Annotated in this window: 14 protein-coding genes; 8 read left to right on the forward strand and 6 right to left on the reverse strand. The window is 66.1% G+C overall.

Features of this window, described 5'->3' with window-relative positions:
- Positions 1 to 5: 5 nt before the first annotated feature.
- The 3 genes from GOQ09_RS24580 to GOQ09_RS24590 form a co-directional block, all read right to left on the reverse strand.
- Positions 6 to 770: an SDR family NAD(P)-dependent oxidoreductase gene (locus GOQ09_RS24580; RefSeq protein WP_157616281.1), complete on the reverse strand. Its 765-nt coding sequence runs from the start codon at positions 768 to 770 to the stop codon at positions 6 to 8.
- 62 nt (positions 771 to 832) lie between these two features.
- Positions 833 to 1,303, reverse strand: a complete 471-nt coding sequence (locus tag GOQ09_RS24585; protein WP_157616282.1) for a hypothetical protein — start codon at positions 1,301 to 1,303, stop codon at positions 833 to 835.
- Positions 1,300 to 2,070: a Crp/Fnr family transcriptional regulator gene (locus GOQ09_RS24590; RefSeq protein ID WP_157616283.1), complete on the reverse strand. Its 771-nt coding sequence runs from the start codon at positions 2,068 to 2,070 to the stop codon at positions 1,300 to 1,302. Before GOQ09_RS24590 ends, GOQ09_RS24585 begins: the two co-directional genes overlap by 4 nt.
- An 84-nt stretch (positions 2,071 to 2,154) precedes the next feature.
- Between GOQ09_RS24590 and GOQ09_RS24595 the strand changes: the two genes are divergently transcribed.
- The 7 genes from GOQ09_RS24595 to GOQ09_RS24625 all read left to right on the forward strand — a co-directional run bounded on the left by GOQ09_RS24595 (position 2,155) and on the right by GOQ09_RS24625 (position 10,786).
- The gene (locus GOQ09_RS24595; protein WP_157616284.1) at positions 2,155 to 4,110 is read left to right on the forward strand and encodes an AMP-dependent synthetase/ligase; all 1,956 of its coding nucleotides are present in this window, start codon (positions 2,155 to 2,157) and stop codon (positions 4,108 to 4,110) included.
- Positions 4,107 to 4,895: an ABC transporter ATP-binding protein gene (locus GOQ09_RS24600; RefSeq protein WP_157616285.1), complete on the forward strand. Its 789-nt coding sequence runs from the start codon at positions 4,107 to 4,109 to the stop codon at positions 4,893 to 4,895. The genes GOQ09_RS24595 and GOQ09_RS24600 overlap by 4 nt, the downstream gene beginning before the upstream one ends.
- A gap of 1 nt (position 4,896) precedes the next feature.
- Positions 4,897 to 5,826 (forward strand): branched-chain amino acid ABC transporter permease, encoded by a 930-nt coding sequence (locus GOQ09_RS24605; protein WP_157616286.1) that lies wholly within the window; start codon positions 4,897 to 4,899, stop codon positions 5,824 to 5,826.
- Between the two features lies 1 nt (position 5,827).
- On the forward strand, positions 5,828 to 6,892 hold the full coding sequence (locus GOQ09_RS24610; RefSeq protein WP_157616287.1) for a branched-chain amino acid ABC transporter permease: 1,065 nt from the start codon (positions 5,828 to 5,830) through the stop codon (positions 6,890 to 6,892).
- A gap of 56 nt (positions 6,893 to 6,948) precedes the next feature.
- Positions 6,949 to 8,280, forward strand: a complete 1,332-nt coding sequence (locus GOQ09_RS24615) for an ABC transporter substrate-binding protein (protein WP_157616288.1) — start codon at positions 6,949 to 6,951, stop codon at positions 8,278 to 8,280.
- A 92-nt stretch (positions 8,281 to 8,372) separates the two neighbouring features.
- Positions 8,373 to 9,185 carry an ABC transporter ATP-binding protein gene (locus GOQ09_RS24620; protein ID WP_126748491.1) on the forward strand — a complete coding sequence of 271 codons (813 nt, stop codon included), beginning with the start codon at positions 8,373 to 8,375 and terminating at the stop codon, positions 9,183 to 9,185.
- Between the two features lie 353 nt (positions 9,186 to 9,538).
- Positions 9,539 to 10,786 (forward strand): phenylacetate--CoA ligase family protein, encoded by a 1,248-nt coding sequence (locus GOQ09_RS24625; protein WP_157616289.1) that lies wholly within the window; start codon positions 9,539 to 9,541, stop codon positions 10,784 to 10,786.
- Here the strand turns inward: GOQ09_RS24625 and GOQ09_RS24630 are convergent.
- Both GOQ09_RS24630 and GOQ09_RS24635 read right to left on the reverse strand, forming a co-directional pair.
- Positions 10,777 to 11,784, reverse strand: coding sequence for a hypothetical protein (locus GOQ09_RS24630; RefSeq protein WP_157616290.1), 1,008 nt, complete (start codon positions 11,782 to 11,784; stop codon positions 10,777 to 10,779). The two genes, GOQ09_RS24625 and GOQ09_RS24630, sit on opposite strands and share 10 nt — an antisense overlap.
- A gap of 126 nt (positions 11,785 to 11,910) precedes the next feature.
- The gene (locus GOQ09_RS24635) at positions 11,911 to 13,029 is read right to left on the reverse strand and encodes a citrate synthase/methylcitrate synthase (protein WP_157616291.1); all 1,119 of its coding nucleotides are present in this window, start codon (positions 13,027 to 13,029) and stop codon (positions 11,911 to 11,913) included.
- 77 nt (positions 13,030 to 13,106) lie between these two features.
- Between GOQ09_RS24635 and GOQ09_RS24640 the strand changes: the two genes are divergently transcribed.
- A complete protein-coding gene (locus tag GOQ09_RS24640; protein WP_157616292.1) occupies positions 13,107 to 14,273 on the forward strand; it encodes a citrate synthase in 1,167 nt (388 codons plus the stop codon).
- Positions 14,274 to 14,297: 24 nt separating this feature from the next.
- Here the strand turns inward: GOQ09_RS24640 and GOQ09_RS24645 are convergent, their stop codons facing one another.
- Positions 14,298 to 14,867, reverse strand: a complete 570-nt coding sequence (locus tag GOQ09_RS24645) for a type 1 glutamine amidotransferase domain-containing protein (RefSeq protein ID WP_157616293.1) — start codon at positions 14,865 to 14,867, stop codon at positions 14,298 to 14,300.
- Positions 14,868 to 15,000: the final 133 nt, after the last annotated feature.

The following is a 15,000-nucleotide window of genomic DNA, read 5'->3' on the forward strand; positions in this document are numbered from 1 at the left end:
GGCGTTCAGGCCGGGTCGCGTACGTCGGCCACGGGGTTGCTGCCGAAATCCGCACGCGCCAGGTACTTGAGCACCTTGGCCGCGGCGGTCTCGGGGCTGTCGAGCATGCCTTCGTTCTTCAGCTTTTCGAAGCGTCCGCGGTCCGGAAACTTCTCGGCCGATGCGCCGCGCAATTGCACCTGCATGTCGGTGTCGATCACGCCCGGCGCCAGCGACACGATGCGCGCGCCGTTCGGCATGTGCGCCTCTTCGAGCGCCACGGCGCGCGAGTAGTGGTCCATGCCCGCCTTGGCGGCGCAGTAAGGCGCCTGGCTGCCCATGGCGTTGCGGCCCAGGCCCGACGAGATGTTCAGTACCTTGCGCGCGCCGCGCCATTCGCGGGTGGCGCCCAGGAAGGCGGCGGTCAGCAGCATCGGCGCTTCGAGGCCGATGCGCAGGGCCTGCGCCAATTCGGCCGGCACTGCACTCGCGAGCGGTGCCGGGTTGCCGACGGTGCCCGCGTTGTTGATCAGGGTCACGCCGTCGAAGCGCTGGCCGTCGAGCGTCTTGAGCCATGCGGAGACGCGCGCCGCCGCGGCGACAGGCTCCGAGAGGTCTTGCTCCCACTGAATGAGTTCAACGCCGGCCTTGGCAGCCAGATCGGCGAGCTGCGGGTCTTGCCTGCGCGAGATGCCGAGCACCATGTGGCCGGCCTGCAGCAGCTGCGCGGCCATGGCACGGCCCAGGCCGCGCGATGCGCCGGTGATCAGGGTGAGTTGGGAGGTGGTCATCAAAAGAACTTTCTTGAACGAAGGCGGAAGGTTAAGCGGTATGCAAGCAAAGGCCCGGCGGCTCAACCGGTGCGGAACTGCTTGCGCAGGAAGTTGCGGTGCCGCGCAATGTGCTGCAGCTGTGCGGGTGCGATGGTGCCGCCCAGGTCGACCTCGTCCGCACCGTTGAGCACCGCGTTGGCGTGGGTCATGGCGCGCGCCACCACCTCTTCCTCGCTCACTCCGAGTTGCGCTGCAAGGTCGAGCGCCACGCGCCGCATGGCGCGCTGCGAGAGCATCCACATCGCACCGAAGCGGTCCCAGGCCAGGGCCGCTTCGTCGGCCTTCTCGCGCTCGGCAAGAATTTCGGCAAGCGGCTTGGCGAGCACCGCGTCGAGGGCATCGAGCTTCTCGGTGAGCGCCTCGTTACGCGCCATGGCTTCTTCGAGCGTGGGGCCGGCCTCGCCGCTGTCTGGTTTCCGCGTCTCGGGCGGCGGAACAACGGCCGCCTCCGCATTCGCGGAAACGATCTGGAGCTGGTCTTCGAGGGTCATGAGGTTTCCGTTTCCGGTGAGGTGTTCTTCTTGTTCGATATTGCGGTGGCCCGCAGGCCCGGCAGGTCGAGCACGCGCAGCCCACCGTACTCCACCCGGATCAACCCCTGCGCCGAAAGGCCGTTGAGCGCCTCGTTCACGCGCTGGCGCGAAAGGCCGACCAGGTAGGCGAGCTCTTGCTGCGTGATTCGCAAGACTTCGCCCACGCCGGGGTACAGCACCGGGTTGAACAGCGACACCAGGTTGCGCGCCACGCGCGCGTCGGGGTTGTTGAGGCGGTCGATCTCCAGCGCCGCGATGAACTGGCCGAGCCGCTCGTTGAGCTGGTTCATCACAAAGCGGTTGAAGCCGATGGAGTGGTCCAGCAGCCAGTGAAAGCTGTCGATCGGCAGGCCCGCCACCACGCTGCGCCGCAGAGCCTGGATGTTGTAGCGGTAGGGCTCGCGCTTCATTGCCGTGCCTTCGCCGAACCAGCCGCCCGGCGGTATGCCGGCATAGGTGACGGAGCCGCCATCGGCGTTGTCGTTGCTCATCTTGAGCAGGCCTTCGACCACGCCGAACCAATAGGTGGGCGAGCGTCCGACGCGGCACACCAGGTCGCCGACCTCTGCCTCGCCCACCACCAGCGCGGCCTCGGCACGGCGCCGCTCGGTGGGCGTGAGCGCGGGCAGCCACGGAATGCCGTCGAGCTCTTCGGCATTGGGAGAACGCGCGCGGTCCTTGATCGAAGCGCCGTGCAGGCTGTGATTTGAATGGCCGTGAAGCATCGGGAAACTCCGGGGAGTAGTGTCCCTAGGATTGTCGTTGGAACGACAACCCAGCGTCAAAGTGAGGCCTACGATCCGCCCACTGTGCAAACCACCGAACCCACCTTTCCCCGCCTGCTGCTCGCCCACGCCCAGGCCCAGCCCGATGCGCCCGCCGTTCGCGAGAAGGACCTGGGCATCTGGCAAACCTGGAGCTGGAGCGCCGTGGCCCAAGAGGTGCGCGAGATGGCCTGCGGCCTCGCGAGCCTGGGCTTCAAGCCCTTCGACAACCTGTCCATCGTGGGCGCCAACCGCCCGCACCTGTACATGGCGGTGCTCGCGGCGCAGAGCCTGCGCGGCGTGCCGGTGCCGCTCTACCAGGACGCCGTGGCGAGCGAGATGGTCTTCATGCTGCAGGACGCAGCCATCGACTTCGTGATCGTCGAAGACCAGGAGCAGGTCGACAAGCTGCTCGAGTGCCGCGAGCTGCAAAAGGACCAGCAGCACGGCATCCGCCATATCATCTACGACGACCCCAAGGGCCTGCGCCACTACGACCAGCCCGGGCTCATGAGCTACGACCAGCTGCGCGAGCTGGGCCGCACCTTCGACGCGGCGAACCCCGGCTACTACGACCGCGCGGTGGCCAGCGGCGAGGCAAGCGACGTCGGCGTGATCCTCTACACCTCCGGCACCACCGGCCGGCCCAAGGGCGTGTGCCAGACGCATGCGAGCTTCATTGCGGCGGGCCGCGGCGGCGTGGAAACCGACAAGCTCGGCCCCGGCGACAACATCATGAGCTACCTGCCCATGGCGTGGGTGGGCGACCACCTGTTCTCGGTGGCGCAGTGGCTGGTGGGGGGTTTCACGCTCAATTGCCCTGAGTCGAGCGAGACGGTGATGAACGACATGCGCGAGATCGGGCCGAGCTACTACTTCGGCCCGCCGCGCACCTTCGAAGGGCTGCTCACGGCCGTGTCGATCCGCATGGAAGACGCGGCGGCGCCCAAGCGCTGGCTCTATGCAAAGTTCATGGCGCTTGCGCAGCGCGTGGGCGCGGACATCCTCAACGGCGTGCCGGTCGGCACGGGCGACCGGCTGATGTACAGCCTGGGCAACCTGCTGGTCTACGGGCCGCTGCGCAACGTGCTGGGCATGAGCCGCATCCGCGTGGCGTACACCGCAGGCGCGGCCATCGGGCCCGACCTGTTTCGTTTCTACCGCTCCATTGGCGTCAACCTGAAGCAGTTCTACGGCCAGACCGAAACCTGCGCGTATGTGTGCCTGCAGCAGGACGGCAAGGTCAAGCTGCAAACGGTGGGCACCGCCGCGCCGGGCATCGAGCTGAAGATTGCCGACGATGGCGAAGTGCTGGTGCGCGGCGTGTCGGTGCTGAAGGAATACTACAAGCGCCCCGACGCCACCGCCGAAGTGCTCGACGCGAACGGCTACTTCCACACCGGCGATGCGGGCGTGCTCGACAGCGAAGGGCACCTGCGCATCATCGATCGCGCGAAGGACGTGGGCCGGCTCGTGAGCGGTGCGATCTTTGCGCCCAACTACATCGAGAACAAGCTCAAGTTCTTTCCGCAGATCAAGGAAGCAGTGTGCTTTGGCAACGGACGCAGCGAGGTCTGCGCGGCCATCAACATCGACTTCGAGGCCGTGGGCAACTGGGCCGAGCGGCGCGGGCTGGCCTACGGCGGCTATGTCGATCTGGCCGGCAAGCCCGAGGTTCTGACGCTGGTGGGCGAATGCATCGCCAAGGTCAACGCCGACCTTGCGAGCGAAGACGGCATGGGCGAGACGCAGATTGCGCGCTTCCTGGTGCTGCACAAGGAGCTCGATCCCGACGACGACGAGCTCACCCGCACGCGCAAGGTGCGCCGCGGCTTCATCGCCGAGAAGTACGCGGTGCTTGTCGATGCGCTCTATGGCCGCAAGACCGAGCAGTTCATCGAGACCCAGGTCAAGTTCGAGGACGGACGCACGGGGGTTGTCAGCGCCACGCTGAAGATCGTCGAGGCCAAGACCTTCCCCATCGTGAAGGCGGCGGCATGAGCAGCAATAGAAAAATCGGCGACGTCATCCTCAACGTGCAGAACATCTCGCTCAGCTTCGGCGGCGTGAAGGCGCTCACCGACATCAGCTTCAACGTGCGCGAGCACGAGGTGCGGGCCATCATCGGCCCCAACGGCGCGGGCAAGAGCTCGATGCTGAACTGCATCAACGGCGTGTACTGGCCGCAGCAGGGCTCCATCACCTTTCGCGGCCAGACCTTCAAGCACATGAACTCGCGCCAGGTGGCCGAGATGGGGGTGGCGCGCACCTTCCAGAACCTTGCGCTCTTCAAGGGCATGAGCGTGCTCGACAACATCATGACGGGCCGCAACCTCAAGATGAAGAGCGGGCTGTTCGCACAGGCGCTGCGCTGGGGCCCGGCAGAGCGCGAAGAGCTGAAGCAGCGCGAATTCGTCGAGCACATCATCGACTTTCTCGAGATTCAGGCACACCGCAAGACGCCGGTGGGCCGCCTGCCCTACGGCTTGCAAAAGCGCGTCGACTTGGGCCGCGCGCTGGCCATGGAACCGCAGGTGCTGTTGCTCGACGAGCCGATGGCCGGCATGAACGTGGAAGAAAAGCAGGACATGAGCCGCTTCATCCTCGACGTGAACGACGAGTTCGGCGCAACCATCGTCCTCATCGAGCACGACATGGGCGTGGTGATGGACATCTCCGACCGCGTGGTGGTGCTCGACTACGGCAAGAAGATCGGCGACGGCACGCCCCACGAGGTGCGCAACAACGAAGACGTCATCCGGGCGTATCTGGGTGTGGAGCACTGACATGGGCTTTTTTCTAGAGACATTGTTTGGCGGCCTCATGGTCGGCATGCTCTATTCGCTGATCGCCATCGGCTTCGTTCTGATCTACAAGGCATCGGGCGTGTTCAACTTTGCGCAGGGCGCAATGGTGCTGTTCGCGGCGCTGGCCATGGCGCGCTTTGCCGAGTGGTTTCCGCAGTGGTTCGGCTTCGAAAGCCAGATCCTCGCGAACATCCTGGCTTTTGTGGCGGCCATGGGAGTGATGGTGATCGTGGCCTGGCTGATCGAGCGGCTCGCGCTCAGCAAGCTGGTGAACCAGGAAGGCATCACGCTCCTGATGGCCACGCTTGGCATTGCCTACTTTCTGGACGGCGTGGGCCAGACGATCTTCGGCAACGACATCTACAAGATCGACGTGGGCATGCCCAAGGAACCGCTGATGGTGCTGCAGGACACCTTCCAGGGCGGGCTGCTGCTGAGCCAGGAAGACCTGATCGCCGCGCTGGTGGCCGCGGGCCTCGTGGTGGTGCTGGCCATCTTCTTCCAGAAGACCGCCACGGGCCGTGCACTGCGCGCGGTGGCCGACGACCACCAGGCTGCGCAATCCATCGGCATTCCGCTCAAGCGCATCTGGGTGATCGTGTGGTCGGTGGCCGGCTTCTCGGCGCTGGTGGCCGGGATCATCTGGGGCTCCAAGCTGGGCGTGCAGTTCTCGCTTTCGCTGGTGGCGCTGAAGGCGCTGCCGGTGGTGATCCTGGGCGGCCTCACGTCGATTCCGGGCGCCATCATCGGCGGCCTGCTGATCGGCGTGGGCGAGAAGCTTTCTGAAATTTATCTCGGCCCCATGCTCGGTGGCGGCATCGAGATCTGGTTCGCTTATGTTCTTGCACTGGTCTTCCTGCTCGTGCGGCCTCAAGGGCTGTTCGGCGAAAAGATCATCGATCGGGTCTGACATGTTCTACAGAGAAAACGGCCAGTTCAAGTCGAGCTACCGGGCTGACCAGCAGATCTTTCCGATCGCGCAGGACCGCCTCGCCATTTTGGTGCTGCTGCTCGTGGCCTTCATCGTGGTGCCGCTGGGCGTGTCCGACTACTGGATGCGCGCCATCCTCACGCCCTTTCTTATTCTTTCGCTTGCGGCGCTGGGCCTCAACATCCTGGTTGGCTACTGCGGGCAGATTTCGCTGGGCACCGGTGCCTTCATGGCGGTGGGCGCGTATGCGGCCTACAACTTCCAGGTGCGCATCGACGGCATGCCGCTGATTGCATCGCTGCTGCTCGGCGGCCTGTGCGCCACGATCATCGGCGTGCTGTTCGGTATTCCCAGCCTGCGCATCAAGGGGCTGTACCTCGCGGTGGCCACGCTGGCGGCGCAGTTCTTTACCGACTGGGCGTTTCTTCGCATCCAGTGGTTCACCAACAACTCGTCTTCGGGTTCGGTGAGCGTGGCGGGGCTCAACGTGTTCGGCGTGCCGATCGAATCGCCGGTGCAGAAGTACCTGTTCTGCCTGGTCTTCGTGGTGGTGTTCGCATTGCTCGCCAAGAACCTGGTGCGCAGCGCCATCGGCCGCGAATGGATGGCGATGCGCGACATGGACGTGGCCGCCGCAGTGATCGGCATTCGCCCCGTGTACGCCAAGCTCACGGCCTTTGCGGTGAGCAGCTTCATCGTCGGGGTGGCCGGCGCGCTGTGGGGCTTCATTCACCTGGGCGCCTGGGAGCCCGCGGCGTTCAGCATCGACCGTTCGTTCCAGCTGCTGTTCATGGTGATCATCGGCGGGCTCGGCTCGATCATGGGCAGCTTCTTCGGCGCCGCGTTCATCGTGCTGCTGCCGCTCTTTCTGAACCAGCTGCCCGGGTGGCTGGGCTTCTCGATCTCGACCGCGCTGGCCTCGCACCTGGAGACCATGATCTTCGGCGCGCTGATCGTGTTCTTCCTCATCGTCGAACCGCACGGCCTTGCGCGGCTGTGGTCCACGGGCAAGGAGAAATTGCGGCTCTGGCCCTTCCCTCACTGATTCTTGATTTTCGTTCGTAGAAACCGGCACAGAGGTGCCCACATAAGGAGACAGGCATGAAACTGAAATCGCTCGCTCTGACCGCCGCCCTGGTGGCCGGCACCGTCGGCACGCTGCTTGCGCCATCGCTCGCGCAAGCCCAGGCCAAGGAACAGTTCTTCCCGCTGCTGGTGTACCGCACCGGGCCCTATGCGCCCAACGGCACGCCATGGGCCAACGGCAAGCAGGACTACATCAAGTACGTCAATGCCACCGGCGGCATCAACGGCGTGAAGATCGCATACGAAGAGTGCGAAACCGGCTACGCCACCGACAAGGGCGTGGAGTGCTACGAGCGCCTGAAGGGCCGCCCCGGCGTGACGCTGTTCGACCCACAGGCCACCGGCATCACCTTTGCGCTGACCGACAAGGTGCCTACCGACAAGATCCCGCTCATCACGCTGGGCTACGGCCTCTCGGCATCGCAGGACGGCAGCGTGTTCAAGTGGAACTTCCCGCTGATGGGCAGCTACTGGACCGCGGCCGACATCCTGGTGCAGCACATCGGCAAGAAGGAAGGCGGCATGGACAAGCTCAAGGGCAAGAAGATCGCCCTTGTCTATCACGACTCGCCTTTCGGCAAGGAGCCGATTCCGCTGCTGCAGGAGCGCGCCAAGCAGAACGGCTTCGAGCTGTCGCTCATTCCGGTCACCGCGCCCGGCGTGGAACAGAAGTCCGCCTGGCTGCAGGTGCGCCAGTCGCGGCCCGACTACGTGCTGCTGTGGGGCTGGGGCGTGATGAACTCCACCGCGCTGAAGGAAGCGGTGGCCACGGGCTACCCGCGCGAGAAGATGTACGGCGTGTGGTGGGCCGGCGCCGAACCTGACGTGAAGGACGTGGGCGCCAATGCCAAGGGCTACAACGCGCTGGCGCTCAACACCTCGGGCACCGAGCCCAAGGTGATCCAGGAAATCCTCAAGCAGGTGCACGACAAGGGCCAGGGCACGGGGCCGAAGGAAGAAGTGGGCTCGGTGCTCTACACGCGCGGCGTGATCATCCAGATGCTCGGTGTCGAAGCCGTGAAGCGCGCGCAGGAGCGCTTCGGCAAGGGCAAGGTCATGACGGGCGAGCAAGTGCGCTGGGGCATGGAGAACCTGGCGCTCGACCAGAAGAAGCTCGACGCGCTGGGCTTCTCCGGCGTGCTGCGTCCGGTGAGCACATCGTGCCAGGACCACATGGGATCGACCTGGGCGCGCGTGCACACCTGGGACGGCGCCAAGTGGGGCGGCATGTCCGACTGGTACCAGGCCGACGAGCAGATCATCAAGCCGATGGTGAAGGTTGCGGCCGAAAAGTACGCGGGCGAGAAGAAGCTCACCCGCCGCGACGCGGCCGACTGCAGTTCCTGATCACTGGTTGATGAACCGTGGCGGCTCGCAAGAGCCGCCATTCGAAAGAACAGCCGCCTGTCGTTGTTCTTTCGAATGCTTCGGACCACACCATGAGCGAATCCAAAATCCTTCTCGACGTCAACGGCATCGAGGTCATCTACAACCACGTGATCCTGGTGCTGAAGGGCGTTTCGCTCACAGTGCCCGAGGGCGGAATCGTGGCGCTGCTCGGCGGCAACGGCGCGGGCAAGACGACCACGCTGCGCGCCGTGAGCAACCTGCTCGCGGGCGAACGCGGCGCGGTGACCAAGGGCACCATCGAATTGCGCGGCGAGCGAATCGAGGCGCTCTCGCCCTCCGAACTGGTGAAGCGCGGGCTCATCCAGGTGATGGAAGGCCGCCACTGCTTCGCTCACCTGACGATCGAGGAAAACCTGATGACGGGGGCCTACACGCGCACCGACGGCAAGGCGGCGGTGCAACAGACGCTGGAGAAGGTGTATGCGTACTTCCCGCGCCTGAAGACGCGGCGCACATCGCAGGCGGCGTATACCTCAGGCGGCGAGCAGCAGATGTGCGCCATCGGCCGCGCGCTGATGGCCAACCCGACGATGGTGCTGCTGGACGAACCCTCGATGGGCCTGGCGCCGCAGATCGTGGAGGAGGTGTTCGAGATCGTGAAAGACCTGAACACCAAGGAGCGCGTGACCTTTCTGCTGGCCGAGCAGAACACCAACATGGCGCTGCGCTATGCCGACTACGGCTACATCCTGGAGAACGGCCGCATCGTGATGGACGGCGAGGCCAAGAGCCTGCGCGAGAACGAGGACGTGAAGGAGTTCTACCTTGGCGTCGGCGGTGCGGACCGGAAGAGTTTCCGCGACGTGAAGAGCTACAAGCGGCGCAAGAGGTGGCTGGCGTGAAGCCCTGTCGTGGTTTGGGGTGCTCCTGTTCAGGGGGCGCACCCGCCGACGGGGTACCTTTCTCCGCGAATGTCCCCCGGCCTGCGGCCTCCTCCTTTATTTCGCTGCGCAAGGCCCCCCATCGACGTGCGCGTTATGAGCGATGGTCGTTGATCGGCCGCACACCAACAGCGTGCCCAAGTGCACAGGGCATCGGGTGCTCCGCGCAGCGAAATAAAGGAGGAGCCCGAAGGGCGGGGGACATTCGCGGAGGGGAGTACCCGGTGGCCTTTGCACAAGCCCTGAAGGCTCCCGCACAGCGCCCGCAAACCAGCCTCACGGAATAACAGAACTGAAAGATGAAGGGTACGGACATGACCGACCACTACGACAAGCTAGAAATCCGTGACCCCGCCGAACGCGAACGCGACCTCCTGGCCGCGTTGCCGAAGCAGATTGCACAGGCCCAGACCGCCGCGCCCGCCTTCGCAAAGATCCTCGACGGCGTAAGGCCCGCCGACATCACCACACGCGAAGCACTCGCCAGGCTGCCCGTCACGCGCAAGACCGAACTGCTCGAACTGCAGAAGCAGCGCCGCGCCGATGACCCCTTCGGCGGCTTCTCGACCATCGGCCGCGGCACCCGCATGCCCCGCGTGTTCGCAAGCCCCGGCACCATCTACGAGCCCGAAGGCGAAGCGCGCGACTACTGGCGCACCGCGCGCGCATTGCATGCGGCCGGCTTTCGCACCGGCGAGCTCATTCACAACAGCTTCAGCTATCACATGACACCGGCCGGCTCCATCATGGAGAGCGGCGCGCGCGCTATGGGCTGCACCGTGTTTGCGGGCGGCACCGGCCAGACCGAGCAGCAGCTCGAGGCCATGGTCGACCTGAAGCCCGAAGGCTACGCGGGCACACCGAGCTTCCTGAAGATCTTGCTCGAAAAAGCCGAAGAGAAAGGCTTGAAGCTGCCTTCGCTCACCAAGGCCCTTGTCTCCGGCGAAGCCTTTCCGCCCAGCCTGCACGACTGGATTGCCGCGCACGGCGTCAAGGGCACCCAGTGCTATGCCACCGCCGACCTTGGCCTGATTGCTTATGAGACCAGCGCGCGCGAAGGCCTGGTGATCGACGAAGGCGTGCTGGTCGAGATCGTGCGCCCCGGCACCGGAGACCCCGTGCCCGACGGTGAAGTGGGCGAGATCGTGGTGACCACCTTCAACCCCGACTATCCGCTGGTGCGCTTCGGCACCGGAGACCTCTCCGCAGTGCTTGCGGGCACCTGCTCCACGGGCCGCACCAACAAGCGCATCAAGGGCTGGCTCGGCCGCGCCGACCAGACCACCAAGGTGCGCGGCATGTTCGTGCATCCTTCGCAGGTGGCCGAGATCGTGCGGCGCTTTCCGGAGATCGTGCGCGCGCGCCTCGTGGTGTCGGGCGAAATGGGCGACGACCAGATGACCTTCAGGCTCGAATGCGCCGGCGCGCCGGCCGGGCTCGATGCGCGCATTGCCGATGCGGTGCGCGAAGTGACCAAGCTGCGCGGCACCATCGAGCTGGTGGCGCCCGGCACGCTGCCGAACGACGGCAAGGTGATCGAGGACGCGCGCAGCTACAAGTAGCGGCGGTAGAAGCGCCGCGTGATGACGCGCACCAGCACCACCAGCAGCACAAGGTAGACCGCCGCCATTGCAATGGCGAGCATCAACAGGTTGCCGTCGCTGCTGCGGCCCAAAAAGCTCACGCTGGCAACCCACACCAGCCCGCCGACCGCGAGGGCAATGCAGACCGCCTGCAGCACGGCAAAAGCCGTGGCCGCCGCTGCCACAGCCCTGAAGGGACGAGCTTGCACGGGCGCCGGTGCGGCGCCTAGCCATGCGCCCCAGAACGCCAGCCCATAGACCAGCAGCGGCACCGCGAACCAGCCGAGAAGAAGCGGCAGCAGGTCGGCGTCCCTCGACGTGTCGACCCAGCCGCTCGCGACGTTGCCGATCCACATCTGCAGCGAGACGAATATCGCGGCGATCACGAGCGCCACCGCGCGGCGCGTCGATGCCGCGGCAGCGGGCGTTTCATCCTCGATGACCATGCCGCGCTCGCGCAGCGCGAAACGGGCGGCAAGCCACACGCCCGCAACGAGAACCATCATCTGGATGACCGACTGGACCAGCATCGACACGGCCATGATCGAGCGCAGGCCATACATGTCGACCGTCTCGTGCAGCGAGCCGCCCGGCATGAAGAGCACCTGTGCCTGGTAGAACAGCGGCGTCAATGCAAGCGCGTTGACGACCATCGTCGGCAGGAACACGGCGGCAAAGCGGCTCCCGGGGCTGCGAAGCTGCGCAATACGGGCCGCGCCGCGCTCGTCGAGCGCCTTGCGCGCATGGCACCACGCCAGCGTGGCGGCCAGCAGCCACACCGTGGCAACGCGGGACAGCAGTGGAACCCACACGCCCGGCTGCGCGTACACGCTGCGCATCTGCTCGCTGTGAGGCGACGAGGGCAGCAACTGCACCGTCATGTTCACGATGAAGAGGGCCGCATCGATCGCCACCACGATCCATGCGAAGTCCCAAGGCAGGCGCTGCGCGCGCTCGAAAGATGAGGATGCCGCCATACGATAGGAATACTTTCGCCTTGATGAACCCGTCGCCCGGCGTGCACGGCCGGGCGATTCGAAAACGGCGAGCGTACCGGAAGGCGGAGGCAATCCGGAGACCGCGCGATGTGCGCGTACTTGGGCTCAGTGCGCGAGCGCGGCCTCGGCCTCTTCGGGTGCGGGCCCCACGTACACCGATTGCGGCCGGATCAGCCGCCCCTTCTTCACCTGCTCGCGCGCATGCGCGACCCATCCGCTCACACGGCCTGCCGCGAACACGCAGGTGAAGCTCTCGCGGCCGAAGCCGAGGGCTTCGAGCAGCAGCGCGGTGTAGAACTCCACATTGGTCTCCAGCGCGCGATCGGGCTTCTTCTCGCGTAGGATCGCGAGGGCCGCCTTCTCGGCAGCCTCTGCCAGTTCGAAGCGCGCCGCATTGACGCCGCCATCGACACTCAAACGTTGCAGCGCCCCCTTGAGCGCATCGGCACGCGGATCGCGCACGCGGTAGATGCGGTGGCCGAAGCCCATCAGCCGCTGGCCGTCGGCCACAGCCTCTTCGAGCCAGGCACGGGCATTGGCCGCGGTGCCGATGGCGTCCAGCGCATCGAGCACCGGGCCCGGCGCACCGCCATGCAGCGGCCCCTTGAGCGCGCTGATGCCGGCCAGTACTGCCGACGCAAGCCCCGCGCCGGTCGAAGCCACCACGCGCGCCGCAAAGGTCGACGCGTTCAGGCCGTGATCGCAGACGGTGACCAGGTAGGTGTCGAGCGCGGCGACCTGCGCCTCGGCGGGTGCGCGGCCGTGCAACATGCGAAGCATGTCGGCGGCTTGCGGCAGTGTTTCGTCGGGTGCGAGCGCCTGCGCGCCCAGCCGCCAGCGCATCACCGCCGCGGTGTAGACCGCAGGCGCCGCCACCAGCCGCAGCGCGGTCGCCAGGTCGTCGCCGTCGGGCAAGCGCGCGAGCAGGGCGCGAACCGCTTCGACGGGCGGCAGCTTGCGCAGCATGGCATCGTCGCTCGGCTGCAGCCGCTCGAAGGCCTCGCAGCGTGCACGGCCCAGCCCTGCACGCAGGCCGGCCGAGTCGGGGAGCTTGTCGAAGAAGCCCTGGAACAGCAGCGCCACCGCGTCTTCGTAGCGCCAGTGCTGCGCGATTTCATCGAGTTCATGGCCGCGGATCACCAGCCGGCCGGCCGCGCCGTCCACTTCGGACAACACCGTGTGCGCAGCCACCACGCCTTCGAGGCCGCCATCTTCGTCTTTCATTCCTTGTGCTCCTTGATGAGATGGTGTTCATTCTGTCGGCGCTAATATTGACGTCAATCTTGATTTATTCCATCAACATGACCAAACCACCGCTCTGGCTGCCCGCCGCCGAGGCGCTCGAACTGATGCAGGTGCGGCCGCAAACGCTCTACGCGAGCGTGAGCCGCGGCCGCATCCGCGCCAAGCCCGACGCGGCGGACCCGCGCCGCAGCCTCTATCACCGCGACGACGTGCAGCGCATTGCCGCGCGCACCCGCGGGCGGCGCAGCAGCGAAGCGGTGGCAAGCGAAGCCATCCAATGGGGCGAGCCGGTGCTGCCCTCCGGCGTGTCGACAGTGGCTGGAGGACGGCTCTGGTACCGCGGGCAGGACGCCTGCCTGCTGGCGGAACATGCAATGCTCGAAGACGTGGCGGGCCTGCTGTGGGAGAGCGCACCGACGCGCTTCGCCTGCACCGAGCCGTCGCCGGTGGACGGCACAAGACAAGCGACACCCCTGCAGGCCGGACTGCTCGCACTCGCGGCACGCGCAGCGGTCGATCCGCCCTCGCGCGGCCGTTCGCGCGCGGTGCTGCAGGCCGAGGCAGCGGAAGCGATCGGCACGCTCGCCGACGCACTGCTGGGCGCGGCCTCTCCCGCCGCGCTGCCCTTGCATGCGCGGCTTGCCGCGGCCTGGCGCCGCCCCAAAGCGGCCGATGCATTGCGCCGCGCGCTGGTGCTGATGGCCGATCACGAACTCAACGCATCCACCTTCGCGGCGCGTGTGACCGCATCGACCGGCGCTTCGATGGCGGCGTGCCTGCTCACCGGTCTTTCGACACTGACTGGTCCGTTGCATGGCGGCGCCGCGGCAGCGGTTCAGGCGCTGGTGCGTAGTGCCGCCGCATCGGGCAGCGAGGCCGCGGTGCGCGAGTGGCTCGCGCACGACCGGCCGCTCGCGGCTTTCGGGCATCCGCTGTATCCGCAAGGCGATGCGCGCTGTGCGGCGCTGCTCGCGGGCATCGAGCTTCCGCCCGTGTTCGCGGAGTTGCGTGCCACCGGCGAAAGGCTGCTGGGCGAAGCGGTGAACATCGACTTCGCACTGGTCGCGATGGCCGCCGTGTACAAACTGCCGCCCGATGCGCCGTTGACGCTGTTCGCGCTCGCGCGCACTGTCGGCTGGACGGCCCACGTGCTCGAACAGCAGGCCACAGGGCAGTTGATAAGGCCGCGTGCGCGCTACACGGGGCCGGAGTTCACGCGCTGAACATCGGCGCCGTTTCAGCTTGCATCAATGAATGGCGTCTTCGTAGGCGAGTTCGAACACCTTCGTCATCTCGCGGTTGAACGCGGGCAGGTCATCGGGTTTGCGGCTCGTCACCAGGTTCTGGTCGACCACCACTTCCTTGTCGAGCCAGTTCGCGCCGGCGTTCTGCAAGTCGGCGCGCAGCGACGGCCACGACGTCATCTTGCGGCCCTTGACGCCGTCCGCGTCGATGAGCGTCCACGGGCCATGGCAGATGGCGGCAATGGGCTTGCCCGCTTCGACGAATGCGCGCACGAAAGCGACGGCCTGCTGGTTGATGCGCAGCGCATCGGGGTTGACGACACCGCCGGGCAAGAGCAGCGCATCGAATTCATCTGCGTTGGCATTCTTCAGCGGCACGTCGACTTCGAAAGTGTCGGCCGGGTCGAGGTGTTTCCAGCCGCGCACGCTGCCGTCGAGCGGCGAAACGATCTGCGTCTGCGCGCCGGCGCCGTCGAGCGCCTTGCGCGGCTCGGTCATCTCGGCTTGCTCGAAGCCGTCGGACACGAGAATGGCCACCTTCATTCCGTCGAGTGAAGAAGAAATAACGGGCATGGGTGAAAACTCCTTAGACAAGAGTTCACCCTAAAGCCCGCACCCGCGGCGGGCATCGGCACTGGCCGGGTCCGCCTGTCGGACAGTTCGACAGGCGGAAAACTTCGCTTACGCTTCGGCTGCCGTCAGTTGG

It is taken from the genome of Variovorax paradoxus (assembly GCF_009755665.1).
Taxonomy (GTDB): domain Bacteria; phylum Pseudomonadota; class Gammaproteobacteria; order Burkholderiales; family Burkholderiaceae_C; genus Variovorax; species Variovorax paradoxus_G.

Coding starts and splice junctions, on each gene's coding strand:
- GOQ09_RS24580 (WP_157616281.1), bottom strand. CDS start 770: ATGACCACCTCCCAACTCACCCTGATCACCGGCGCATCGCGCGGCCTG.
- GOQ09_RS24585 (WP_157616282.1), bottom strand. CDS start 1,303: ATGACCCTCGAAGACCAGCTCCAGATCGTTTCCGCGAATGCGGAGGCG.
- GOQ09_RS24590 (WP_157616283.1), bottom strand. CDS start 2,070: ATGCTTCACGGCCATTCAAATCACAGCCTGCACGGCGCTTCGATCAAG.
- GOQ09_RS24600 (WP_157616285.1), top strand. CDS start 4,107: ATGAGCAGCAATAGAAAAATCGGCGACGTCATCCTCAACGTGCAGAAC.
- GOQ09_RS24605 (WP_157616286.1), top strand. CDS start 4,897: ATGGGCTTTTTTCTAGAGACATTGTTTGGCGGCCTCATGGTCGGCATG.
- GOQ09_RS24610 (WP_157616287.1), top strand. CDS start 5,828: ATGTTCTACAGAGAAAACGGCCAGTTCAAGTCGAGCTACCGGGCTGAC.
- GOQ09_RS24615 (WP_157616288.1), top strand. CDS start 6,949: ATGAAACTGAAATCGCTCGCTCTGACCGCCGCCCTGGTGGCCGGCACC.
- GOQ09_RS24620 (WP_126748491.1), top strand. CDS start 8,373: ATGAGCGAATCCAAAATCCTTCTCGACGTCAACGGCATCGAGGTCATC.
- GOQ09_RS24625 (WP_157616289.1), top strand. CDS start 9,539: ATGACCGACCACTACGACAAGCTAGAAATCCGTGACCCCGCCGAACGC.
- GOQ09_RS24630 (WP_157616290.1), bottom strand. CDS start 11,784: ATGGCGGCATCCTCATCTTTCGAGCGCGCGCAGCGCCTGCCTTGGGAC.
- GOQ09_RS24635 (WP_157616291.1), bottom strand. CDS start 13,029: ATGAAAGACGAAGATGGCGGCCTCGAAGGCGTGGTGGCTGCGCACACG.
- GOQ09_RS24640 (WP_157616292.1), top strand. CDS start 13,107: ATGACCAAACCACCGCTCTGGCTGCCCGCCGCCGAGGCGCTCGAACTG.
- GOQ09_RS24645 (WP_157616293.1), bottom strand. CDS start 14,867: ATGCCCGTTATTTCTTCTTCACTCGACGGAATGAAGGTGGCCATTCTC.